This is a genomic window from Prevotella ihumii (assembly GCF_900155655.1).
GTDB lineage: Bacteria > Bacteroidota > Bacteroidia > Bacteroidales > Bacteroidaceae > Prevotella > Prevotella ihumii.
On the sequence record NZ_LT706987.1, the window covers coordinates 1842066 to 1865993 of the forward strand.

28 protein-coding genes and 2 tRNA genes are annotated in these 23928 nt (G+C 44.5%); 21 read left to right on the top strand and 9 right to left on the bottom strand.

Annotated elements, in window-relative coordinates; all coding sequences use genetic code 11:
- Positions 1-549 precede the first annotated feature (549 nt).
- From CZ367_RS15900 to CZ367_RS08305, 3 genes are all read right to left on the bottom strand, one after another.
- Positions 550-693, bottom strand: coding sequence for a hypothetical protein (locus CZ367_RS15900; RefSeq protein WP_154669308.1), 144 nt, complete (start codon positions 691-693; stop codon positions 550-552).
- Between the two features lie 405 nt (positions 694-1098).
- Positions 1099-1245 carry a hypothetical protein gene (locus CZ367_RS15450; RefSeq protein ID WP_154669309.1) on the bottom strand — a complete coding sequence of 49 codons (147 nt, stop codon included), beginning with the start codon at positions 1243-1245 and terminating at the stop codon, positions 1099-1101.
- Between the two features lie 32 nt (positions 1246-1277).
- Positions 1278-2450: an MFS transporter gene (locus CZ367_RS08305; protein WP_077196468.1), complete on the bottom strand. Its 1173-nt coding sequence runs from the start codon at positions 2448-2450 to the stop codon at positions 1278-1280.
- A 57-nt stretch (positions 2451-2507) separates the two neighbouring features.
- Between CZ367_RS08305 and CZ367_RS16455 the strand changes: the two genes are divergently transcribed.
- Positions 2508-2630: a hypothetical protein gene (locus tag CZ367_RS16455; protein WP_262500729.1), complete on the top strand. Its 123-nt coding sequence runs from the start codon at positions 2508-2510 to the stop codon at positions 2628-2630.
- A gap of 68 nt (positions 2631-2698) precedes the next feature.
- Here the strand turns inward: CZ367_RS16455 and CZ367_RS08310 are convergent, their stop codons facing one another.
- The 3 genes from CZ367_RS08310 to CZ367_RS15455 all read right to left on the bottom strand — a co-directional run bounded on the left by CZ367_RS08310 (position 2699) and on the right by CZ367_RS15455 (position 4223).
- Entirely contained in the window at positions 2699-3088 is a 390-nt protein-coding gene (locus CZ367_RS08310; RefSeq protein ID WP_077196469.1) for a hypothetical protein, read from the bottom strand.
- Between the two features lie 120 nt (positions 3089-3208).
- Entirely contained in the window at positions 3209-4027 is an 819-nt protein-coding gene (gene panB, locus CZ367_RS08315; protein ID WP_077196470.1) for a 3-methyl-2-oxobutanoate hydroxymethyltransferase, read from the bottom strand.
- A 34-nt stretch (positions 4028-4061) separates the two neighbouring features.
- Positions 4062-4223: a hypothetical protein gene (locus CZ367_RS15455; protein ID WP_154669310.1), complete on the bottom strand. Its 162-nt coding sequence runs from the start codon at positions 4221-4223 to the stop codon at positions 4062-4064.
- A 287-nt stretch (positions 4224-4510) separates the two neighbouring features.
- Here CZ367_RS15455 and CZ367_RS08320 point away from each other — a divergent pair, with 287 nt between their 5' ends.
- Positions 4511-5107, top strand: coding sequence for a hypothetical protein (locus tag CZ367_RS08320; RefSeq protein ID WP_237581630.1), 597 nt, complete (start codon positions 4511-4513; stop codon positions 5105-5107).
- A gap of 152 nt (positions 5108-5259) precedes the next feature.
- Here the strand turns inward: CZ367_RS08320 and CZ367_RS08325 are convergent, their stop codons facing one another.
- Positions 5260-5682: a transglycosylase SLT domain-containing protein gene (locus tag CZ367_RS08325; protein WP_077196471.1), complete on the bottom strand. Its 423-nt coding sequence runs from the start codon at positions 5680-5682 to the stop codon at positions 5260-5262.
- 4649 nt (positions 5683-10331) lie between these two features.
- On the opposite strand from CZ367_RS08325, the gene CZ367_RS08340 reads away from it, so the two are divergent.
- From CZ367_RS08340 to CZ367_RS15465, 14 genes are all read left to right on the top strand, one after another.
- Positions 10332-11048 (top strand): hypothetical protein, encoded by a 717-nt coding sequence (locus tag CZ367_RS08340; protein ID WP_144005962.1) that lies wholly within the window; start codon positions 10332-10334, stop codon positions 11046-11048.
- A gap of 284 nt (positions 11049-11332) precedes the next feature.
- Positions 11333-11992: a hypothetical protein gene (locus CZ367_RS08345; RefSeq protein WP_077196475.1), complete on the top strand. Its 660-nt coding sequence runs from the start codon at positions 11333-11335 to the stop codon at positions 11990-11992.
- 87 nt (positions 11993-12079) lie between these two features.
- A complete protein-coding gene (locus CZ367_RS08350; protein ID WP_077196476.1) occupies positions 12080-12742 on the top strand; it encodes a ParA family protein in 663 nt (220 codons plus the stop codon).
- A gap of 149 nt (positions 12743-12891) precedes the next feature.
- Positions 12892-13467, top strand: a complete 576-nt coding sequence (locus CZ367_RS08355; protein WP_077196477.1) for a hypothetical protein — start codon at positions 12892-12894, stop codon at positions 13465-13467.
- Between the two features lie 64 nt (positions 13468-13531).
- Positions 13532-13732, top strand: a complete 201-nt coding sequence (locus tag CZ367_RS15905) for a hypothetical protein (RefSeq protein WP_202613119.1) — start codon at positions 13532-13534, stop codon at positions 13730-13732.
- Between the two features lie 331 nt (positions 13733-14063).
- Positions 14064-14489: a D-Ala-D-Ala carboxypeptidase family metallohydrolase gene (locus tag CZ367_RS08360; protein WP_237581632.1), complete on the top strand. Its 426-nt coding sequence runs from the start codon at positions 14064-14066 to the stop codon at positions 14487-14489.
- Between the two features lie 148 nt (positions 14490-14637).
- Complete coding sequence (locus CZ367_RS08365; protein WP_077196478.1) at positions 14638-15111, top strand: HU family DNA-binding protein; 474 nt, start codon at positions 14638-14640, stop codon at positions 15109-15111.
- Positions 15112-15290: 179 nt separating this feature from the next.
- The gene (locus CZ367_RS15460; protein WP_154669311.1) at positions 15291-15383 is read left to right on the top strand and encodes a smalltalk protein; all 93 of its coding nucleotides are present in this window, start codon (positions 15291-15293) and stop codon (positions 15381-15383) included.
- A 327-nt stretch (positions 15384-15710) separates the two neighbouring features.
- Positions 15711-15783: transfer RNA gene (locus CZ367_RS08370), tRNA-Thr, on the top strand.
- A 75-nt stretch (positions 15784-15858) separates the two neighbouring features.
- A tRNA-Gly gene (locus CZ367_RS08375) sits at positions 15859-15929 on the top strand.
- Positions 15930-15935: 6 nt separating this feature from the next.
- Positions 15936-16076, top strand: a complete 141-nt coding sequence (locus CZ367_RS16265) for a hypothetical protein (protein WP_237581634.1) — start codon at positions 15936-15938, stop codon at positions 16074-16076.
- A 28-nt stretch (positions 16077-16104) separates the two neighbouring features.
- Positions 16105-16653 (top strand): four helix bundle suffix domain-containing protein, encoded by a 549-nt coding sequence (locus CZ367_RS08380; protein WP_077196479.1) that lies wholly within the window; start codon positions 16105-16107, stop codon positions 16651-16653.
- A gap of 269 nt (positions 16654-16922) precedes the next feature.
- Entirely contained in the window at positions 16923-18695 is a 1773-nt protein-coding gene (gene rpsA / locus CZ367_RS08385; protein ID WP_077196480.1) for a 30S ribosomal protein S1, read from the top strand.
- 94 nt (positions 18696-18789) lie between these two features.
- Positions 18790-18957: a hypothetical protein gene (locus CZ367_RS15465; protein ID WP_161942330.1), complete on the top strand. Its 168-nt coding sequence runs from the start codon at positions 18790-18792 to the stop codon at positions 18955-18957.
- Positions 18958-19004: 47 nt separating this feature from the next.
- On the opposite strand, the gene CZ367_RS08390 is transcribed toward CZ367_RS15465, so the two are convergent.
- Entirely contained in the window at positions 19005-19502 is a 498-nt protein-coding gene (locus tag CZ367_RS08390) for a ferritin (RefSeq protein WP_077196481.1), read from the bottom strand.
- 197 nt (positions 19503-19699) lie between these two features.
- On the opposite strand from CZ367_RS08390, the gene CZ367_RS16270 reads away from it, so the two are divergent.
- Positions 19700-19840 (top strand): hypothetical protein, encoded by a 141-nt coding sequence (locus CZ367_RS16270; protein ID WP_237581636.1) that lies wholly within the window; start codon positions 19700-19702, stop codon positions 19838-19840.
- Here the strand turns inward: CZ367_RS16270 and CZ367_RS08395 are convergent.
- Positions 19837-20346 (bottom strand): pyridoxamine 5'-phosphate oxidase family protein, encoded by a 510-nt coding sequence (locus CZ367_RS08395; RefSeq protein ID WP_077196482.1) that lies wholly within the window; start codon positions 20344-20346, stop codon positions 19837-19839. The genes CZ367_RS16270 and CZ367_RS08395 overlap by 4 nt on opposite strands.
- Before the next feature lie 15 nt (positions 20347-20361).
- Between CZ367_RS08395 and CZ367_RS15015 the strand changes: the two genes are divergently transcribed.
- From CZ367_RS15015 to CZ367_RS08410, 4 genes are all read left to right on the top strand, one after another.
- Positions 20362-20571 carry a hypothetical protein gene (locus CZ367_RS15015; protein WP_144005963.1) on the top strand — a complete coding sequence of 70 codons (210 nt, stop codon included), beginning with the start codon at positions 20362-20364 and terminating at the stop codon, positions 20569-20571.
- A 296-nt stretch (positions 20572-20867) separates the two neighbouring features.
- A complete protein-coding gene (gene rbr / locus CZ367_RS08400) occupies positions 20868-21521 on the top strand; it encodes a rubrerythrin (RefSeq protein WP_077196483.1) in 654 nt (217 codons plus the stop codon).
- 244 nt (positions 21522-21765) lie between these two features.
- Positions 21766-22497, top strand: coding sequence for a (Fe-S)-binding protein (locus CZ367_RS08405; RefSeq protein ID WP_077196484.1), 732 nt, complete (start codon positions 21766-21768; stop codon positions 22495-22497).
- Between the two features lie 16 nt (positions 22498-22513).
- Entirely contained in the window at positions 22514-23911 is a 1398-nt protein-coding gene (locus CZ367_RS08410) for a lactate utilization protein B (RefSeq protein ID WP_077196485.1), read from the top strand.
- Positions 23912-23928: the final 17 nt, after the last annotated feature.

Sequence of the window (23928 nt, forward strand, 5' to 3'; positions counted from 1 at the left end):
GAGCCGAGCGGCTCAGGACTTTGCCCTGTCAGTATTTTCACTTGTCTTAGTGTTGCAAAAAACAAGAGAATCCGACGATAGATATGGCAAAGATACAAATTAAATCTGAGAGCCTCACTCCTTTTGGAGAATTATTTTCGGTTCATGGAGCTATTTGACTCCACATTATCCCCAATCGGTCGTTAGCCTGCAAAGACGAAGAAAAGCATAACAGCTAAACGCTTTAAAAAGCCTTTGCGGGCTAATGACCTCTAAGTTTGCAGAAGAATGCGACGCAGTCGCATAAACATTAAATAATCAAGGTAAAACTATGATTGCTAAAGACAGTTTCGTACCTTTGTTGTAAAAAGGTAGAATCGGTCTGTCGAAGAGGTAAACCAGCTAACGACCCAGCTAAAAGCTATAAATCGTTTCGGACCTCATCGACATAGTTGCAAAGACCAGATAGAAAGTTATCGACACGAAGCCTATTTAGAGTTCCAGTCCATACAACTATCGACCAATTCTACTTAATAAAATTGTACAAATATATGAAGAATTTNAGGATTATCAAGGAGTGAGAAATGCCGTGTGAAAAGCAGAATTGTAGGACACATCAGATCTGTCAGACCAGTCAGACCAGTCGGACACGTCAGACACGTCAGACCTGTCAGACAAGTCGGACCAGTCCGACAAGTCCGACAAGTCCGACAACTCCCCACCCCTCCGCCAACAAATTCCGCATCATTCCCCATCAATAAAAATAATCTTTTATGCAATAAATATTGTAAAATACTTGATGTAAATCAAGTAAAGATGCACAAAACAACATTTTGAGCCAAAAAACTTGCATAATAATTAATGAAATTGTAATTTTACCGAGAACAAAGCAATAAAATAGAAAGAAGCTGAAAAAAGAGGTAAAGTCATACTTTTGCGTAGAAAGATTTAGCGTAATGAGTAATGCGATTCAGGTAGGATGAAATTATAAATTAAACATTTTTGATTTTATTATTCCCCCGAAAGGGGAAAAAGATTGGATTTTTCAGGAGAAACACGTAAAGGCTGTCTGTCGACAGTTAGAAAAATTTATTTTTTATAATGGTGATTTAAGATGCGCTACTCGTGAGGGTAGCGCATTCTTTTTTGTGTGGGGGGGGCGGAGTAGTCGGACGATAAACGATATTTTCTTAGGTGGATAGTTGTTAAAAAGTCGGACCAGTCGGACGGGTCGGACAGGTCCGACAGGTCCGACAGGTCCGACAAACTCTGACAAATTCTGACAAAGCCCTACACCTTTACTGCCCTTTCCACACCGACAACCCCAAGGCGCAAAGCGAAAACCCAAAGCCTACAAGGCATACGCCCGTCCACCCTAACAATTGCCAAGCTTGAGCGGCAAGGAAGGTAGCGGCACAACCGCCCACAAAATAGATGGTCATAAAAATGGTGTTGGCACGATTGGTGGCGTTGGGCAACTGCTGAATACAGCCCGACTGATTGCTAAGTTGGAGAAACTGGGTGCCTATATCGAGCACAATAATCGCCACGGCTAAACCCCAATACGACGACCGAAAAACGAAAGCTACGACCCACGCAACCAACTGAATACAAACGCCTGCCAACGAGATGCGACGAATACCAAAGCGAGGAATAAATCGACCCACGCCCGAAGCGTTGAGTGCACCCACAACACCGCAAAGCCCTAAAACACCTACCATATCGCTACCGCCACAAAGGGGAGGCGAAGCCACATAGAAAGCCAAACAAGCCCACACGGAGAGCATACTGCCAAAGGCAAAGGCGGCTCGGAAAGAATAGAAACGTATGCGACTGTTGGTGCGGAAAATAGTGTAAACGGAACGTAAAAGATGGGCGTATGTACCCGAAAAATGGGTTCCCATATTGGGCAACATTCGCAGAATAACGCCACAGCCTATGAGCATCATAGCGGCAGCAATGAGGTACATGGCACGCCAGCCCAACCACTCGCCTACAAATCCGCTTACCACACGTGCGCCAAGGATACCTGTAAGCAGCCCTGAAAGCACGTAGCCCATATTGCGCGACTTGCGTTCGGGTTTGGAGTATTCGTTGGCAATGGGGATAAAGATTTGGGGCGTTACGGAGCAACAGCCCAACAACAGGGAGGCTGCCCACAGCAAGAAAACGTTAGTGGAAAGGGCAAAGGTTACTGCGCCAAGAAAAGCACCGCACATACAAAGGACGATGATGCGGCGGCGGTTGACCATATCGCCCGACGGAATGATAAACATTAAGCCCAACACATAACCTATCTGGGTGAGAACGGTGATGAGATTGGTAAGCAGTGCGCTGACGTGGAGCTCGCAACTGATGACGGCTAACAACGACTGATTGTAATAAAGGTTGGCAACGGTAACACCTGCCATTATCGCCATAGTGAGGATAATGGGGCGAGGTATGCCTAAATGTTCTTTGAGTTGGTACATTGAGTTTGAGGAGTTAGAGGAGGTTATGAGGAGTTATGAGGAGGTTATGAGGAGGTTATGAGGAAGTTAGAACAAATGTTATGTTGGCGCAGTTGGGGGGATTTGTCGGACAAGTCGGACTGGTCAGACGCGTCCGACTGGTCCGACCAGTCCGACCAGTCCGACAACCCCCCAACATAGCATTTGGCTTTAACTCCGAGCGAGGAACGAGCATTATCTCCCCCTAACTCTTAAAAAAAATCAATAGCTTACTCTACCTTCTCAACCTTGGGTGCACCTATTTCGGGAAGTTCTTTTGTTACAGGTACTGGATCTTCCTTGACTGTAGATGGTGGGGTAGACGGCAAGACGATGGGGTCGGGTTCGGGCACATTGTCTATGGCTGCTGGCTTGACGGGCTCAACATATTCTACCTTCTTGTTTACCTTCACTTCCACGTCCTTTGCCTCTTCCTTGGTCAGAACGGGTATCTTGCTTGTGGTATCGATACCCACCACTGCGCCCTGCATATCTACAGCATACTTGCGTGGGGGTGCCATCTCACGGGTTTCCATAAGAATAGCCAATAGCACCGAACCGAAGAATAACACTGCTGCACAGATAGATACGGGCAACTTGTAGGTTTTTTTTTGATTCATCGTTGGGGTCTCCTTTCTTTCTTTTTTGAGTCGTTTGTAGGCTCTGAGTTGATACTATTCCGCTGCGTTGGGGAGTTGGGGTACGTTTTTCCGAAGAGCTTCTAATGGGCGCTACCAGAGTTAGTACGACTCATCGGCGTTGGGGAAAGTGCTGTCTTTTACACAACTTACATATTGGGTTACGCCATCGGTAATGCACTGTTGGGCATCGGCAAAACGGCGTAAGAATTTGGGTTTGAAATCGTGCGAAAAGCCTAAGGCATCGGCATATACCAACACTTGTCCGTCGGTGCCATTGCCTGCGCCTATGCCTATGGTGGCTGCCTTGACCTCGTGCGACACACGGGCAGCAAGGGCGGCAGGCACTTTTTCTAAAACAAGGGCAAAAACGCCAGCTTCGTCCAAGGCTTTGGCATCGGCCATGAGGCGTTCGGCTTCGGCTTCGTCCTTGGCACGCAAACCGTATCCGCCAAAAACGTGCACGCTCTGGGGGGTGAGCCCTAAATGGCCTACAACGGGAATACCTGCTGAAATGATGCCGCAGACGGTGTCTACAATGTCTCGACCGCCTTCCAATTTTACAGCGTCTACCCCACTCTCTTTCACTATCCGAATGGCGTTGCGCACACCCTCGTCACGGCTCACCTGATAGCTGCCAAAGGGCATATCGCACACCACAAGGGCGTGACGAGTGGCACGGGCTACAGCCTTAGCGTGGTAAATCATTTCGTCTACGGTGATGGGCAAGGTATCGTCGTTGCCGCACATCACGTTAGAGGCTGAGTCGCCAATGAGCAGACTGTCGATGCCTGCTTGGTCGATGATGGTGGCTGTGGTGTAGTCGTAAGCCGTCATCATTGCTATCTTTTCGCCTGCTGCCTTCAGCTCAAGGAAGGTGTTGGCAGTGATTTTCTTTTTGCTTGTTGTAAGGTATCCCATAATATATATAAGGTGGAAAAACGTGTTCGCCCCCCTAATTTTTATGCAAAAGTAAGGAAAAAAATAGGAAGACCGAAATTTTAACCTCTATTTTGTTGGTTTGAGGGAGAAGGCTGGGGGATAGGTCGGACTGGTCGGACAAGTCAGACAAGTCGGACAGGTCAGACAAGTCCGACAGGTCCGACAAGTCCGACAAAACAACAATTTACTAAAATTCTGCAGCGTGCAAGGGGCTCGATTGATGAGCTTGCGAATAAATCGAGCCCCCTTACCCCCCCTCAACATTTGGCGTTAACTCCTCTAACTCCCCTTAACTCCTTATAACTCCGAAAAAATAACTCCTAAAAAAACAGAGCCCATCACCTTACAATTATTTAACAATACTTTCGCTTAGAGTGAACATATATTGCACAACAAGGTCTTAATTTTGTAGCATTACCCCCCGATAGGCAGGCAGAGTTCGTTAAGATTTGAGAACTTATTGTGATCCTTTTCGGGAATGAAATCGCCCTAAAGGGTGGTTTTCGCAGCACGTTTGGCCTTTGTGCTGCAACTGTTACTCTAACGGTCAGACTGCCGTTTGTGGGTGGAAACCAATGCCTTAGCCCACCCTTTGGCAAGGAAGACCAATTTGCTAACCTTATTAAGATGAACGAAATGATAGTAGACAAGAAGAAAGAAATGGGCAACCAACGTTTTTCGCCCAATGATGTAATCAGGATGAAGTCGATGATTATTGACGACTTTGCCACATTGCTCCGTCAGTCGCCCGAAGATGGGTGGCACTGGGAGGGTACTAAATGCGACCTTATAGAGCTTGCCCACGCGGTATGGGAGACGGGCAAGATATTGGACGAACGTTGCCAACCTATAGGCTTCCACGAATTGGTGCGCCGCATCTTTACCGTGCTCAACATCGTACCGCCTAAACATCCATCAGGAGTGTTGGAAAAGGTGAGACAACGTAAAAACATACGTGTCAGTCCGATACACGAGCGTTATATGTTGCTCTACACCGTGCAGCACATTCCCGACCCACTAAAGCTGGACATAAAAAGACGACATAGACACAAAATGTAGGCCTCCCCCAACCCCTCCGATGGGAGGGGAGCGCATACTTGCTATTCTTAGCTATCTTTGGTTTTGTCAGACCCGTCAGACCCGTCCGACTTGTCAGACCAGTCCGACCAGTCCGACAAAACCACAAATAGCCGCAGGGCACAGCCCCTCTTTTACAAATGCTTCTTCACTCTCCGATAATACCCATTGGTACCTCGCACAGAATACCCCGTGCCACCATTCCACATACGAATGGCGTGCGAAACATTGTTTTCAGGATTGTGTTCCGACTGAATAAGCACAAACATCTCGCGCGACTTCTTTGGGCAAAATCTATCGTTCAAAGTGTAACGCTTCTTGCTGCCACGGCGCTTCAAAATATTGTTACATTCGCGTACCAAAATGGGCGAAATCTGTAACACACCAGCGTGCTTGCCGTTCACCGCACGTGGATTTCCATTACTCTCTACCTTAATAATAGCGTCCATCACAGGACTCCAATCATAATTGCTTCTCATTGTGGCTGCCACCGATTCCATCGTGAGCATTGCCGAAACCATTAAAATACAAATTCGTAATCGTCGTAAAATTATCATTATTTAAAGTTTTCCGAAGCAGCAATCCCCTATTTTTCACACCATAAACCCATAACCTTCCTCACAAACGAAGAAGGCCAAAGCCCATATCTACAAAAAAAGGAGAAGCATTAAGCCTTACAGCATACAAACACAACAGCCTAATATACAGCACGTTCTACGCCCAAACCCAACTACAACTTGGGGATTAAAACAGCACATAACGCACCTCTGCTTCATATTATACGGCTGCAAAAGTACAAAAAACAAACCAATAAAAACTACCTAAAAACCTTTCTTAACTTTTAGCCCATGCGCAAACGCTTGCACAAAACAACCTAAAAAACGATGTAAGAAAATGCAAACCTTCTAAATAAATGGCTCCTTCAAAGCTGTTTAAACCCAAATACTATGTTGGGGTAACGTAGGGGCTCGGTTATTCGCAAACTCATCAGCACGTCACCGAGTTCTGCTATAAAGTCGCTACACCCCTCCATTGTAAAAGATACACAGCTTATCGATAGTTATTGGCAAATAAAGTCAGTTTGGTCAGACCTGTCCGACTCGTCCGACTCGTCCGACAGGTCAGACTTGTCCGACAGGTCAGACAAGTCCGACTAATCCCCCCAAAAAACCTCCGCGCAACCACCGAAAAAATAGAACAACTCAAAATTCTTCCCTATTTGTCAGCAGAAGCAACATAACACACTGATAATAAACACGTTATAACCTACACGCAAAACATATACCTTTGACCTACCAAAACATATATGTTTTACCCTCCCAAAGTTCAACTTTCACCACCCAAAACATATATCTCTTGCCGTTCCACCATCTATCTATAAAATATGTAACAGGCATAAAAGGAAAAATAGAACAATATATACATTCCGCTTAAAGCTATTTTTCACCCTCTTTTGTCTCCAAATCCTCGCCCATAATCCTCAATTTTCCTCCTCATCACACTCGTTTTACCACTTCTTTACGCCATATTTCGCTCCCCCACTCTATCATTTTTCACTCAATTTCCTACCTTTTCCCACACGCTTTTCGCTGATTTTTCAACATGCAAAAGCAATATTTGTTATTTTTATAATTCTATTTTTATATATTAATATTATAAATGATTAAATAAAAAACGATGGTCTACGCCCCCCAAAAAGCCCCTCCCTGTTGCAAAATATAGGTTACAGCCACTCCAAACTCTCTCCGCTGAGAAGGGAGCAAGTATTTGCTACACCTTAGCTTTCTGTGGTTTTGTCGGACTCGTCCGACCTGTCCGACCCGTCCGACCTGTCTGACCTGTCCGACCCGTCCGACCTGTCTGACCAATAGCCACCCACCCCCCCCTAAACGTAGTTTAGGGTAACCCCACACGCTGCTCTTCCCGCTCCCCCTCCCATCAGAAGGGTTTGGGGGAAGCTGTAGACCACATTTTGGTTGACCGTAGACCACATTTTGGTTGGCCGTAGACCCTCCTTCTTACTTATTTGTCGCACTATGAAAACATAAGCATCGGAAAACTATTTCCCTAAAAGTCGCACTCATTTTTATTACCCTCACAACTCATTAAAAATCAACCATATACAAGCATACAAAAAAGCGAAGAAAAACAAACTAACGCCTCTATATGCAGCGGCAACATAGCTCTAAAAAACAAAAACAACCCCATTTTAGCACCAAAAACAATACAAAAAGCTATCCAAAAACCACCCTAAAAGCCCCAAACTTCCCCTTTTGTCGAACCAAAACTCCTTTTTTGTCGAACATCAACCCCCACTCACTACTAATATGTCAACCCTACCTTACTAAAACGTCGACAGTGGTTTCCCTATCTGTCGTTGCTAACTTCCATATATGTCGTTTCTTGTCGTTGCAATATCCTCATTATAAACCATTTAGCGCACCACTAAATAAGTCTTAATAATGATTCTTCTAACGATATTCTAAATTTGAGATGGTTTAATATTTTAAGTTTTTTCTTTTTACCTTATTGCTTGTGTTGATGATTCTTACTAATTTGTCGTTGCGATGCTCCCTTTTTGTCGCATCTTTATTCATCATCTGCTTTTCGGCTGTTGGTTTTGGCGTTACGGTGGTTTTATCCTGAATACGTTATTCGTGCACAATGCTTTTCTGACCCTTGGTGGCGTGAGGGCGAGTGCTCATTATGTTGGGCGTTGGTGGGTGTGCTTTGGCTCGCATAACTTGTTGCTTCGTCTCTTGTGGCGTGTTTTCTGTGGGCTATGCAGGTTATATTTTCGCCTTCTCGGTGCCTATTGCGCTTGCTTTGCGGTTGTTTTACGCCCTTTCGAGCCAGGTTTAAATGTGTGCAAGAGCGTGTAGGAGATCGATTCATCGAGTTCCGCTCATCAAAAGTTATTCCGTTTTGCTGTTAGTAGTAGTAAGCGGAACTCGATGAATCGAGCCCCTACACGCCCCAACATTGGTTTTAATCGCCCTACAAACATTTTCTGACCTCCTATGACTTCCATTAATGCGTTGATTATCAGAACTTATAATCTGTATATATTCTTGCAAGTAAACCGAAATTTCCTAACCTTGCACGATACACTAAACTTGAGATGCCTAAAAAACGGAATGAATTTTTCGCGAAATGGCAGCGGCTATACGGCGAACTAACCAAGGGTATTATGCCCTTTTTGGGGTTTTTGGGTGGCTTTACTTTCGTGTTCCTTTTTGGTGATGGGTGTAGTTTCACCGCCTTGTGCGCTATTCTTCGCCTCCGTTCTACCCTCCCCTATCGCCCAAAGCATCTATGTGAAAGGTATATTTATGAATTTGAGAAGCATATTATTTCATTTCTTATTTTCTTTTCTTTTCCCTCTTTCGTCCTCACTTCATTGTTTCGTGTGCTCAATCCGCCTTGTTTTAAGCCTCATTTTTCTCCTTTTTGGGCTTTTTTCTGCCTTTTTCACCCCTTATTTTCTTTAACTTTACACTTTTTTGTCGCACTTTGGCTTTTCTGCCTGCGTGCTCTGCTCTCGAAACCACCTTTATATAAGGTAGAAAACAGGCTTTTAGTTTTCTTTCCTCATTTGTCGCACATTCTCTTCGGTTGTCTTTGTTTTTTCTATCTTCCTAATTTGTCGCAACAGCTTTATATTGTGCATTTTACAAACCTTACTATTTTGTCGCCCTAATACTACCCCTTTCCTGCTTTTAGTTGGGTTTTAAGCGTGTTTTATGCCCCCTTTTGTGCGACAAATATGGAAACTTTTTAGCTCAAATATCCCCTCTTCTATTCTTCTAAACCATTGATAAAGAGCGCGTAACGAAGTTTGGTTAATGTAGATGCATAAAAAGCGAGTAAACTTGTCACTTTTTTGTCGCCGTATGCCTTTAATGAATCCATTATACTTGCTGTTTTTCAGCTACTTACACCTATATTTTGAGTGCAATAAACTCACTTCCCTATTTGTCGCACATAGTCTCCGGCTTAAATTCCTTCCTTATTTGTCGCATTTATTCTCGCCCATCCCCTACCCTACAGCTTAATTTGTGGGAATAGCTGCGCAATGTTTTTCCTTCTTTTGTTGGCTGGTTTGCGTCTTTTTGCGCTCCTTTCCTTCCCCTTATGCGCTGCCTTGGCATCTTTTCTGTTGCGTTAGTATTTTTCCTAATTTGTCGCCTTAATTCTTCGGTTTGCTTATCTATACTTCTATACTTTAATACTATTAGTTGAAAAGATAAGTTTTTAAACACGCAAATATAAATAACCATAAATATATAAACACATAACAATGTGATAAAGTAAAAATATGATTACTCTGTTATTTGTAAATATATCTTTATGCTTTGAAGTCTGTATATTTTTGCCTTCAATTATAAAAGAATAAAGGTTTATATATAAATATCTGTTTATTAGTTTATTAGTTGAAAAAGATAAATATATAAAAACGTAAAACTTTATTTCTATATTCTTTTATATATTTGTCTAAAAGTATAAATGTTGATATTTCTCGGTTTTTAATTTGCTCTTCTTTGTTTTTAGCTTAAATATCGTGTGGCTCCCCTGTGCTTTCTGCTGTGCTATCTTTGCCGTTGGTGTATGCGTTTTATGGCTTTTGCACGCCAAACGGCAGATAAATATTTGTTTATTTGTTTGTTTTGTTATAAAAACAGATAAATATATAAAAACACAAATATAAGTTCGTTTATTTGTTTTTTCGAATAAAAACATTAAAACATTTTGCAGTTTAAATGTTTTATCGTATTTTTGTGATACTAAATGGGATACATATAGGGTTTTATATATAAATATAAAAGTATTCGTACGTGAATGTTTGTATGTAAAACACGTATTGAACCCCTTTGGAAATTGAATTTCGAGAGAATTAATACAAATATATAAAAATAGAAACATATTAATAAAATAAAACGTAATGATGTTTCTATCTTTGTATGTTGCAATATAAATACGTGAGACCGATGCAACGAACGGACTTAAAAGACCGATAGGTTATAAAAAGAACATAATGCAGAAGTCTGTAAAACGAGAGGGGGACTGTGCAAAAAGTGTGCAGCGAAACCGAAAAGAGCGAAGATAAACCGCTGTGGAGATGACGACAAATATCTGGCGCGGAGAAGGCAAATATCCGAGGAGATAAAAGTAAGCATCTACGGGGATGAAAACAAATAAAAAAGAGATGAAGACATTTAAAATAACAAGCAGAGCAAGCGAGGTGCTCAACTGGGCGTTAGGCTTGGGTGTGGTGATGGCAGTGCTCAATTTTTTTGATGTGATGCCTACAGAAGTTTCCACCACGGCAGCCGACGGACTCAGCGAGGTGAACAAAGTAGTGGGCGATACGTTTATGAACAATGCGCTCAATGTGGGTATAGGACTGATCCAAGTTACGCTGTTGGGCGTGCTGCTGAAGGCAGTAAATAGAAAAATAAAATATCGCTACGTGGTAGCATTGATGGTGATGGTGGTGCAATTGGCGTTGGGCGTTGTGGTAGCTGCTATCCCTGCGGGCAACACAATGATGGCAAATGGCGCATACGAAATGACAAATTTTGGAGCTTTCAAGGCGGTTTTGCCCGTCTATATCAATTTTTTTGTCTATTGCGCAGGTGCGTTCCTTGGCTATGGGCTGATAAAAGAGCGAGGCAATGTACGTCGATACGGTTGGGTATTGATATTTTTCCCTGTTTTGTCGTACATCTTGGGCGACGTCTACACCTATCTATATAATAATGTAGGCGGACTCACCTTCCAAACCCTCAATACCTATCACACCATCGCTCTCGTAGGACAGCTCCTTTTGTGGGTAGGGCAGATGTATTGTTTGCGCACCACAATGAGCAAAGATGCCGAAATAGAAGATGGTGACAGCACAGACGTTAATCAGTTTCAGTAGAAATAACAAAACGTTTATATATTGATATGGCTTTAAGTTTGAATGTAAGAATGTAAATATATAAAATTATAAAACATTATTTCTATAAACTGTAAAACGGATATAATCAACGTGTTACGATGAAAGTTTGCCGAATAGGGTAGGAGAGTGAGGTGATAAAATACAGAACTTTAAATATATAAAAATATAATTGAAGACGACGAAACATTGCTTCTCTGACTTTAAACGACAGATGAAAAGAAGTATAAAACAAAAACGTAAGAAAATAAATATATAAAAATATAATGCAAAAAAACTTTGATTTTACGACCACACGAGGCGAACGTTCGGTGCTCAACATACTATTGGTAGTGTTCTCGTTTGCGATGCTTTTCGAACTAATGGCTGTGCTGTATCAAGAGTTTGGAATGATGTCGGCGTGGATAAGTACAGCCGCTATCAACGTTATCGACAGCATTAGTCTTGTTTCGGAAGCGCTCTCGGTGCTGTGTATGGCAGGGCTTTTTGCTGTGTTGTATCGAGCTATGAAGCGTGCCGATGCTGCTTTCCCCACCTTTTGGCGTCGTGCCAATTTCGGCGGAGTAGTGTTTGGCTTTGTGGTGGTGAGCCTTTGCAGGGTTATCAGTTTGTGTGCCGATATTGACGAGAATACCCCTTGGTTCGACTGGATCGAAACCATTGGCAGTTGCTGTGCGGGCGTTAGTTTTGCAGCCATCTTAGGGCTGTTGATGAAACGATGCAGCAAGCGCATTTCTCGCTTGGGCTATTACGCCTTTGCTATGCTGTGTGCAGTGTTAGGTTGGTTGGCTTTGAGCTTTGTTGCTACCTTTATGGGGTGGGCAGAAGGACTATTTTTTGCGTTCAATGTGCTGACCTTTGTTAGCTTTTGGGGTTTCTTTTACCTCTTTTACGCTGTGGCACGAGGCAGCAAGATGCCGATATAACGCCCCCAATCCCCTTTGTCTATGGATTTTAAAGATAGATGTATGAATATAAATATATAAAATTGTAAATAGAAGAAAAGATATATAATGAAGAATTTAAAAATTGTTTTTGCAAATCAGAAAGGTGGAGTAGGCAAGAGCACACTCTGCATTATGTTTGCCAACTATTTGGCTTGGAAGCGCAAGCCCGTGTGTATTATCGATACCGACTTACAGAAGTCTATCTTGATGCAACGCCAGAAAGACGCCCAACTATTTGAAGGAGTAGAAGAACCCTACAGCGTTCAAGATTTTGACGTGAACGAGCCCGAACTGATGGAGCAGTTGATGGAGTCGGCTTCGCAAGTGGAAGGCTATGTGCTGTTCGACTCCCCAGGTAATGTATCCGAAGACGGACTTGTGCCCCTTTTTGCCAATGCCGACTACATTGTGTGCCCTTACGAGTACGAGGATAAGACTTTAGACTCAACGGGTGTGTTTGTTCAGGTGGTCAACGCCATCAAGGAACACAATCCCGAGATGCACGCCAAGATATTCTTTGTACCCAACCGCATCGACCCTCGCATTGGTACGACCGACGAGCAGCGTATGTGGAGCGAAACCAACGAGATATTCCAGCAGATAGGCAGGGTAACGCCCGTGGTGAATAGTCGTGCAACGCTGAAGCGCATCAATACTTTCGAACTGCTTGCCACCCAGCGTGAGGCTGTAAAGAGTGCGTTCGAATATATGATAAAGCGAATGAAGTAAGTCTAATGTATTGCTTCTCTGTACTCCCGTGCGCTATATAATTAAGGTGTTAAGCGGTATTTTCCAAAGCTGTTGCATCGCAAAATAGGGTGGGAGAGCAGACCGAAAAGCAACTAAAACGAATATAAATAAATTAAACAAAATAGATTATGGCAAAGAAAAAAACCAGTGTAGCATTGCCAAGTGGTATTAAAAATTTGGTGCATCAAGCCCAAGGATTAGAAAATCAAACCCCAGCAGCCACTTCTGCCACAAAGACCGAGAACAACCCAACCGACAAGACCACCGCGCCAACCCCTTATGCGCCTGTTGCTGAAGCCTCGCCTGCCGAAGGCGTTGCTGCCGAACCTGCTGTGGCTCGATTGGCAGTCCAACAAGCCGAAAACCCTGTCCCTCGCGATGGCAAAGACCGCTCTGCACCTGCTGCAAAAAAACTGCCTAAGGCTGAAGGCAAGGCATTGGCGAAGGAATACACCCTTGGCAAGGTGGACGATGAGCAGAGCTGGCAGATGTTCTTAGACCTTGCTAAGGAGTACAAACTGCGCGACTCCAAGCTCGCCACAGTGTATATTGATGAAGACCTCAAGAGCGTTTTAGACCGATTGAAGTCGGCAGGCTCTATCAAAATGCCTTCTACCGCCATTCTTAGTAGCATTGTGGCACGCTTTATCTTCGACCACGAGAAAGAGATAAAGAATGCTATTTATGGCGAAAGCTTGCTGTAGAAAGTCTCCCCCCGACTCTTCCGTTGGGCGGGGAGCGCAGACGTTACCCCCATAAGCATTTGTTTTGTCGGACCAGTCGGACGGGTCGGACGGGTCGGACGGGTCGGACCTGTCTGACAAGTCCGACTGGTCTGACTGGTCCGACTGGTCTGAAAAGGCTAACAAAAACTGCCCTGCGCTGTCAACAAGAACTATGGGCGAGCCAAAGTTCAACTGTGAGGGGGTGAAACATATATGTTTGGGGGCATCAAAGTTGAACTTTTAGAAGGCTATTCGTAAGACTTTGATGATGAGATAGATACGCGCTTTGTTTTTGATTGATTAATCGTTGAGAAATATTGGTTAGACCCTCCGTTTCTCGTTGTATAATCTTCTATCCCTCACAGAGTACCCCATAAAGGCTTGACAAGGGCTGCGGAATGTTGTAACTTTGCACTTGTAAACGAGAGATGCGGTAGCGAACTGAAAAAAGACACGCTCCGTGTGAATGATTACTAACCTTGCCCCTTGTGAGCGGAAAGGAATTGCGTATTCGTAACCAATCGGGGGCAGAACAATCACCTTTTTATATATATAGCGAGACAATGCAAACAACAATGAACTACGAACAACGGCTTTCGCCCCACTTCACCTTGGGCGAATTTCTAAGGTCGGGCACGGCCATTCGCCACAACATACGCAATGTGCCCTCGGCTCACCCTCAAGACGGACTGACCAACGACGAACTAATAGCCAATCTTACTCGCCTCTGCACCGAGGTTTTAGAACCACTGAGGCGTAGGGTAGGGCGGGTAACCATAACGAGCGGATACCGCTGTAAAGAACTCAACGCACGTGTAGGCGGTGTGCCAAAGTCGCATCATCTACAAGGATTGGCTGCCGACATCTATGTGTCAAGCACGGCTATGGCAGAACGTTATGCACAGCTGTTGCGCCTGTACACGCCTTGCGACGAACTGATAATAGAACCCGTGGGCGACAGACGAAAACGATGGGTACACGTGAGTGTGAAGCAAAAATAAAAATCTAATGACTATATGCGGTGGTAATTTATAGAACCAACCAACAATCATAACCGTGGGGTGGGGAGCACTCAACCGAATATTCCTCTGCCCCGAAGAGAAACAAATTAATCCAACCAATTTATTAACTTTTTAAACACTATTTATTATGTCAGTAAAGTACAAAATTTATCAAGACAATCGCAAAAACATCAAGAACAAGGGCTATTGGTATGCACGTTCAGTGACCACGGGTCAAGTAGGAATCAAGGAAATGGCAGATCGCATCAGCGACCGCTGTACCGTAACCGAGTCGGACATCTTGGCTGTGCTCTCAGCATTGGTCACCGAGATGGAGTACGAATTGAAGAACGGCTATTGTGTCAAGTTGGACGGTTTTGGCTCGTTCAAGCTCGCTTTGCGCTCGCACGGTGTTGCCCAGATTAAGGACTTTTCGGCTACGAAGCACATCCACAGTCCACACGTGTTGTTCCGCCCAGAGTATCACATCGGAGCAGATAAGGTGCGCCTCCAAACCTTCCTCCAAGGAGTAAAGGTAGAGGAAATGCCAACCTACGAGGGTGTAGATAAGGGAGATAAGGGAGGTAAGGGCGAGAAGCCTGGACCAGTGGAAAATCCTTAATAAGGAGTTAGCGCCAAATGTTATGTTGGTGTAGCTTTGTCGGACTGGTCGGACTGGTCAGACTGGTCAGACTGGTCAGACTGGTCCGACACGTCCGACTTGTCCGACCAATCTCCCAAATAGGGAAGCTACCGAGGGCGACCATTTTGTTTAACTATTAAAATTTAACGTATATGCTTATGAAACGTGAAACTTGGAAACTTCTTCTTCAGATGCTTGTTAGCATTCTCACCGCAGTGGGTACAACGCTCGGTGTAACCTCTTGTATGTAAAATTCTTTTTTCAAAACCTCTTTGTTTAGAAGTTAGGAAGCTCAAAGCAAGCGTGTTAGCCCTTTGTGCTCCTAACTTCTAAGTTTTTATTTTTCAAAATCTGTGCTATAAATTTCTATATATTGTTTTTTTGTTTTACCTTTGCAGCGTGGGAGAGCCTCCCCCCGAGCCCTCCGTTGGGAGGGGAGCACAGATTTGCTGGAGGTGGGGTGTGGTTTTGTCGGACGGGTCGGACGAGGTCGGACAAGTCGGACGGGTCGGACAAGGTCGGACGAGGTTCGAAAAGGCTGCTAAGGTCTGAGGAAGGACATTGAGTTCCTACATTTTGCCGATATGGCTCAGTTGGTAGAGCAACGCATTCGTAATGCGTAGGTCCCCGGTTCGAGTCCGGGTATCGGCTCATCGGGCATTAGGTTTGTCTTTGTGTGCCCACGGCTTTTTTGTACATCTATAAAAGGCTGCAAACCACTATTAAGCGGAATTAGCACATCGGTAGTGCACGGGCTTCCCAAGCCTGGGAGGCGGGTTCGATTCCCGTATTCCGCTCAAAGAATGTTGAGGAGTTTGTCGGACAAGTCGGACAAGTCGGACCTGTCGGACGCGTCCGACAAGTCTGACCAGTCCGACCAGTCCGACTGGTCCGACAGGTCTGACAGGTCTGAAAAATTCCCACAAAAAATAATAATCCTTTAATAATAACTTTAACAATCACATCAGCGTTATGGCACCATTTTTAAAAGCTAAAGGGGGTTATCGCCAACTAAGAGCCTATCAGGTGGCAGAAATAATCTACGACATAACGTTTTATTTTACACAACATTACTTAGAAAAGGGCGACCGCACCATAGACCAAATGGTACAAGCAGCACGCTCGGGAAAACAAAATATTGCTGAAGGAAGCGAAGCAGCTACCACATCTAAACAAACAGAAATAAAACTTACCAATGTGGCAAAAGCAAGTTTGGAAGAACTCCTCATCGACTATGAAGACTATCTAAGAGTAAGAAGCAAACCACAATGGGACAATAATCACCCACGATTTCACAGTATGGCAAATTATGCTCGCAGCGAACAAATAGCAAAAGAATATTTTGCCTTATTGCCTAAAATGAATGATGAAGAAATAGCCAACCTCTGTATAACGCTCATCAATCAGGCTACCTATCTATTGAGGCGACTCATCGAAAAGCAACAAGAGATGTTTCTTAAAGAAGGAGGCATAAGAGAACAAATGACACAAGCAAGACTAAAAACAAGAGGGCAGCAATAACAACGGCGGAAGTTAGCAGCTTTGTCAGACTTTGTCAGACTGGTCCGACCTGTCTGACGCGTCCGACCCGTCCGACCAGTCCGACTTGTCCGACTTGTCCGACAATCCTTAAAAGAAAGTCTTTGCAATCTTTTTTCTTAAAAACTTGCTCATATTCAGATTATTATTCGTAACTTTGCAGCCGCTTTGGGGGCATTGTACCCTGACGCACGAGAGAGTATTAACATAAAGTCAAACTTTATTAATTATTAATTTTTTTAAAAACATTTATGGCAAACTTTAAAGACGTCAATCCATTGTCAGACTTCAATTGGGACGAATTTGAAAACGGCACAAGCGTAGACGTAAGCAAAGACGAGCTTACAAAGGCTTACGACGAAACCCTTAACAAGATTCAGGAACACCAAGTAGTGGAAGGTACTGTAATCGCTCACGACAAGAAAGAAGTAATCGTTAACATCGGTTACAAGAGCGATGGTATCATTCCTGCATCTGAGTTCCGTTACAACCCAGATTTGAAGGACGGCGACAAAGTAGAGGTTTACGTTGAAAACCAAGAGGACAAGGGCGGTCAGCTCGTTCTCTCACACAAAAAGGCACGCCTACAAAAGAGCTGGGTTAACATCAACGCAGCATTGGAAGAAGACGCAGTTATTCAGGGTTACATCAAGAGCCGCACTAAGGGTGGTATGATTGTTGATGTATTCGGTATCGAAGCCTTCCTCCCAGGTAGCCAGATTGACGTTCATCCTATACGCGACTACGATATATTCGTTGGCAAGACAATGGAATTTAAGGTGGTGAAGATCAACCAAGAGTTCCGCAACGTAGTTGTATCACACAAGGCACTCATCGAACAAGAGCTCGAAGCACAACGCAAAGAAATCATCTCTCACTTGGAGAAGGGTCAAATCCTCGAAGGTGTGGTTAAGAACATCACATCTTACGGTGTATTCGTTGACCTCGGTGGTGTTGACGGACTTATCCACATCACAGACCTCTCTTGGGGACGCATCAACGACCCACACGAAGTGGTTGCATTGGACGAAAAAATTCAGGTGGTTATCCTCGACTTCGACGAAGAGAAGAAGCGCATTGCCCTCGGCTTGAAGCAGCTCGCTGCACACCCATGGGATGCACTCGATGAAAACATCAAGGTGGGCGACCACATCAAGGGTAAGGTTGTCGTTATGGCAGACTACGGCGCATTCGTTGAAGTACAGCCAGGCGTAGAAGGTCTTATCCACGTATCTGAAATGAGCTGGAGCCAGCACTTGCGTTCAGCACAAGAATTTATGAAGGTAGGCGACGAGGTAGAAGCAGTAGTACTTACACTCGACCGTCAGGAACGCAAGATGTCACTCGGTATCAAGCAGCTCCGCGAAGACCCATGGGAAGCTATCGAAAGCAAGTACCCTGTAGGTTCTAAGCACACAGCTAAGGTTCGCAACTTCACCAACTTCGGTATCTTCGTAGAACTCGAAGAAGGCGTTGACGGCTTGATCCACATTTCTGACCTCTCTTGGACTAAGAAGGTGAAGCACCCATCTGAATTTACACAGGCTGGTGCTGAAATCGATGTAGTGGTACTCGAAATCGACAAGGAAAACCGCCGCTTGAGCCTCGGTCACAAGCAGTTGGAAAGCAATCCTTGGGACGAATACGAAACCATCTACACTCCAGGTTCTACACACGTAGGTAAGATTACCGAAGTTATGGACAAGGGTGCAGTTATCACATTGAACGAAGGCGGTGAAGGTTTCGCTACTCCTAAGCACCTCGTTAAGGCTGACGGCTCACAAGCACAGCTTGGCGAAGAACTCGAATTCGTAGTAATCGAATTTGTTAAGGAAACAAAGCGCATCATTCTTTCACACTCTCGCACATTCGAAGAAGTGAAGGAAGAACATCCACGTCGTCAGCGTGGTGGCAACCGCAAGGCAGCTGAACAAGCACAGGTGAACAACATCGCTGCTGGTACATCACTCGGCGACCTCGATGTTCTTGCTGACCTCAAGAAGAAGATGGAAGAAGGCAAGTAAAAGATTGTAACTTTTCTATCAAAGTCATAACACACAGAAGGCTGAATCCCGACACATTGGGGTTCAGCCTTCTTCCTTTTAGCAATAAGGGTTGTTGTCTGTGGTTTTGTCTGACCCGTCCGACCTGTCTGACCTGTCTGACCTGTCTGACTGGTCTGACTGGTCCGACTGGTCCGACTGGTCCGACCCGTCCGACAAATTCCCCAAACTACACGCCCCACAAGCATTTGGGTTTAAACGACAAAGGCGAGCCTACCCTTAACGGATAGCTCGCCCTATGGTTTTATTATTGTTCTGTATCTGTTAGGATTAGCCTTGCATTGCAGCCAATTTGCGGTCGATGTGCGAATCTGCGTGCATAGCGTGTGTAGACTGCTGATTGAAGAGAACAAGAATGTCGTTTACGCTCTTTTCTTCTTCTACTTGTTCGTCTATGTATTTAGCGATGAAGTTTTGAGAAGCGCGGTCTTTTTCCTCGTCAGCTACGTCAGCCAACTTGTTAATCATCTCTGTTACATCCATTTCGTGCTTTAGTGTAGCTTCGAATGCAGCCTTAGGGCTTTCCCATTCTGTGTCAACCGCTTCAATAGCCGCTATCTTCACCTCGCCACCACGTGAGAAAACGTAGTTTGCCATATCTATAGCGTGTTCTCTTTCTTCCTCAGCCTGTTTGAACATCCATCCTGCAAAACCTTTCCAACCTTCTTTACGAAACCAGAATGCCATACTCAAATAAATGTTTGCCGACCATAGTTCAGCAATAATCTGCTTATTGAAAGCATCTTGCATCGTCTTACTAATATTCATATTGTCTATATTTAAAATGTATTATACTTTGGCTCAGTGGCCTATCTTTCTGTTGCAAATGTAACGCTTTATTTTGATATTTGCAAATAGTATGTGGAATTTGTACAAAATATTTTGATGAGGCTATGAAATGGTAGGAATGAGGGAAACCCAAATAATCTCACCTCGGCTTTTTGTGGCTTTATGGTTTTGTGGTTTTGTCGGACTGGTCGGACAAGTCGGACTGGTCGGACGAGTCGGACTGGTCGGACAAGTCGGACGTGTCGGACAAGTCTGACGTGTCGGACAAGTCTGACCAGTCGGACCAGTCCGACAAAGCTACAATACCCCCCCACTAAATATTTCTGAAGCCCGCTTCATTGGGTTTCACGGATTTGCGTTTGCCGCTCATCTCGCTGATGTCAAGGCGAATAATCTTTACCCGATGAAAACTTTTGTGGGCATATTTGTCGCCTATGTCTTTATAGTCGGCAGAGAACTTATCTATAATAAGGTGCAGGGCGTCCATTCGTTCTTCTTCGGACAAATGAGTGTGGGCTACACCTTTTAGTATAATGCTCTCATACTCGGTGGTAAACTTGCTTGGAAGCAGATTTACCTTGCCTACGATGCAGAACGACACACGTGGATTGGACTCCAAAGCCTGAAGTTTGCGGCCTTCGGGTGCACAGTGCAAGTACAAACTATCAGCTCCGTCCCATACATAATTGATAGGAATGCCATAGCCGCTCTCGTCAGCCACCATACTTAATATGCCGTATTCGCTTGTTCGGAGCAATTCTGTGGCACGTTCTTCGTCCATTAGGCGGTCGCTACGGCGCACATTTTCGTTGTTATATTTCATTTTTTCGTTGTTTAATTGTTACGTTTCTTTCAGTTTAACCCAAGTCGGACGTCCGACCCGTCCGACCAGTCCGACTTGTCCGACAAGTCCGACCCGTCCGACTCGGCTAATGCCCGATTTGGGTTTCAACACCGTCTTCGTTTGTTTACGATGTTTAGCTCACCTATTTTTATTCAAACCGTTCTACAAATGTACGTTATTAATACCAAAGCGCCAACTATTTAGCCCGTTTTTCGGTTTTTTTCTTATTTATCTTTTGTCTAATTTTACTTGTTTTCTTCATTTTTGGGCACAATTATTATGCTCTATAAGATATAAATAGTATTTTTGCAACATCTAAATGATTTTTGGATTAATTCCAACTATCGAGCGAAAAGTCTGTAATCTACAATGTTGACAGATGAGCCAGCAGTGCAAAAACATTACAAGTTTGCCTCCAATTCTTAGCAAAATGAATATTCAGGAAGTATAAATTTAGGAGGGCAGACTAAGGAAATAAAATATACAAAAACAAGAACATTATGAAGAAGAAATTTATTTGTACCGTTTGTGGTTACATTCACGAAGGCGACGCAGCTCCAGCAGAATGCCCAGTATGCCACGTTAAGGCTGAAAAGTTCAACGAATTTGATGGTGCTAAACTTAAGGGAACAAAAACCGAGGCTAACCTTATGGCAGCTTTTGCAGGCGAAAGTCAGGCACACACCAAGTATCAATACTATGCTTCTAAGGCTAAGAAGGACGGTTACGAGCAGATAGCAGCTTTCTTTGAAGAGACTGCTATCAACGAGAAAGAGCACGCTAAGATTTGGTTCAAGTTCTTGCACGATGGCGATATTCCATCTACAGCTCAAAACTTGTCAGACGCTGCTGCTGGCGAAAACTACGAATGGACCGATATGTACGACAAGATGGCGCAGGAAGCTATGGAAGAAGGTTTCCCAGAACTGGCTGTTAAGTTCCGTACCGTAGGTGCTATCGAGAAGAAGCACGAAGAGCGTTACCGCAAGTTGTTGAAGAACGTTGAAGACAAGGTAGTGTTCTCTAAGGACGGTTCAGCTATTTGGCAGTGCCGCAACTGTGGTCACATTGTTGTAGGCAAGAACGCTCCAGAGGTATGCCCAGTATGTGTACACCCTAAGAGCTATTTCCAAGTAGCACCTGAAAACTACTAATGCTCTGAATAGCTTATACTTAGAAGATACAAAAGATAGATAAGCGATAAAGAGCGAACTCACAATGTGGGTTTGCTCTTTTTTTTGTTTTATCAGTTTTTGTCTTATCTTTTTCCGCCATTTGGTGCTGCCTTTTGATTTTGAAAAATATATCTGAAAAAACCCATTTTATTGGTCTTTAAGTTTGCACGTTACAATATTTTTCTGTACTTTTGTTTGTATAGATAACAAATAACAAAACATTATGAAAGTAGGTTTATTCATTCCCTGCTATGTAGATACCCTGTACCCAGAGGTGGGCGTAGCAACTTACCGACTTCTACGCAAACTAAAGGTAGATGTAACGTACCCCGAACGCCAAACTTGCTGTGGTCAGCCAATGGCAAACGGCGGATTTCAGCGTATGTCAGGCGACTTAGCAGAACATTTTGAAGATGTATTCAAGGATTACGACTGTATAGTGACACCGAGCGTGTCTTGTTCCTCATTCGTAAAAGACCATCACCCCGAACTGCACAAACACGAATGTTCCACACCCGAAAAGACGATGGAATTGGTGGAATTTCTACACGATGTGCTCAAAATAAAGGAACTCCCAGGCGAATTTCCTCACGTGGTGTCGGTGCACAATTCGTGCCACGGCGTGCGTGTGTTGCGCCTTAGTGCCCCAACCGAAGAGCATACCAAGCCTTACAACAAGATAGTGGAACTGCTCAAGCTGAAGAAGGGCATTACCGTACACGAGCCCGAACGCTCGGACGAATGTTGCGGATTTGGCGGAATGTTTACTATGGAAGAACCCGAAGTGAGCGCACGAATGGGCGATGACAAGGTGAAGCGTCACATCGCAACAGGAGCAGAGATTATTACAGGTGCCGACTCGTCGTGCTTGATGCACATGAGAGGTGTGGCAGGTAAGCAGAAATACGATGTAAAATTTATGCACGTTGCCGAGATATTGGCTGCAGGCGTATAAAATAAGGAGGAACGATATGTCGACAAGTCATTCAAAGAAAGCAGCACAGTTTCTTTCAAATCCCGAAAACGTTACCCGACACGACAAAACCTTTTGGGGATTGCGCCAAAAGCGTGATATTCAGGCACATCAGCTACCCGAATGGGAGAGCCTACGCGAACACGCCAGCCAAATAAAAGAGCACACGCTCACCCATTTGGCTGACTATTTGGAGCAATTCTCCGACAATTTGGAACGCAATGGCGTGGTGGTGCATTGGGCAAAGGACGCACAAGAATTTAACGAAATAGCCTATGGCATCTTAGAAACCCACAAGGTAAGGAAGCTTGTAAAGTCGAAATCGATGCTCACCGAAGAGTGTGAGATGAACGACTACCTCATAAAGCATGGCATAGATGTAGTGGAAACCGACCTCGGCGAACGCATCTTGCAACTGATGAACCTCAAGCCTTCGCACATCGTTGTACCCGCAGCGCACATCTCACGACACGATGTGGGCAAGATATTCGAGGACTTGGGAATATCCAAAGAGATTGGCAATCACGACCCTACCTACCTTACCCAATGCGCACGCTACAGTCTTCGCCAAGCGTTTCTCGAAGCCGAAGCAGGTATGACAGGGTGCAACTTTGGTGTGGCGTCTACGGGCGACTGCGTGGTGTGTACCAATGAGGGCAATGCCGATATGAGCACCTCTTGCCCCAAGCTACACATCGTGTCAATGGGCATCGATAAGGTAATCCCCGACTTAGACTCCTTGGCTGTGTTCCAGCGTCTTTTGTGCCGTTGTGGTACAGGTCAGCCCTCTACCTCCTACACCTCGCACTATCGCAAGCCCCGTCCCGACGGCAAGATGCACGTCATCTTGGTAGACAACGGCCGAAGCGACATCATTGCCAACCCTAACCATTGGACCACCGCAAAGTGTATTCGTTGCGGAGCGTGTATGAACACCTGTCCTGTGTATCGCCGCTCTATGGGCTACTCGTATAGCTACTTCATACCAGGACCGATAGGCGTCAACCTGGGAATGTTGCGCAATCCTAAACTCCATAGCGGCAACGTTTCGGCTTGCTCGTTGTGCCTCAGTTGCGACCACGTTTGCCCAGTAAAGGTAAACCCAGGAAGTCAGATTTACACTTGGCGACAAGAGTTAGAGCAGTTTGGCACAGAAAACAAAGAAAAACGCTATATGGCTGAGGCTATGCGCCGTGTATATGGCAGTTATACCATTTACGACGCAATGGTAAAAAAAGCATCATTGGTGAATTATGTGCCACAAAAGCTGATGGACATCAAGCTAAATCCGTGGGCAGTGGGGCACACTATGCCACATATCCCTAAGAAGTCGTTCCACGAAATCTATCGCCAAGCGATGAAAGAGTTGGACGAAGAAAAAAAGAAGAAAGGATAGATTTTACCTACAAAAAC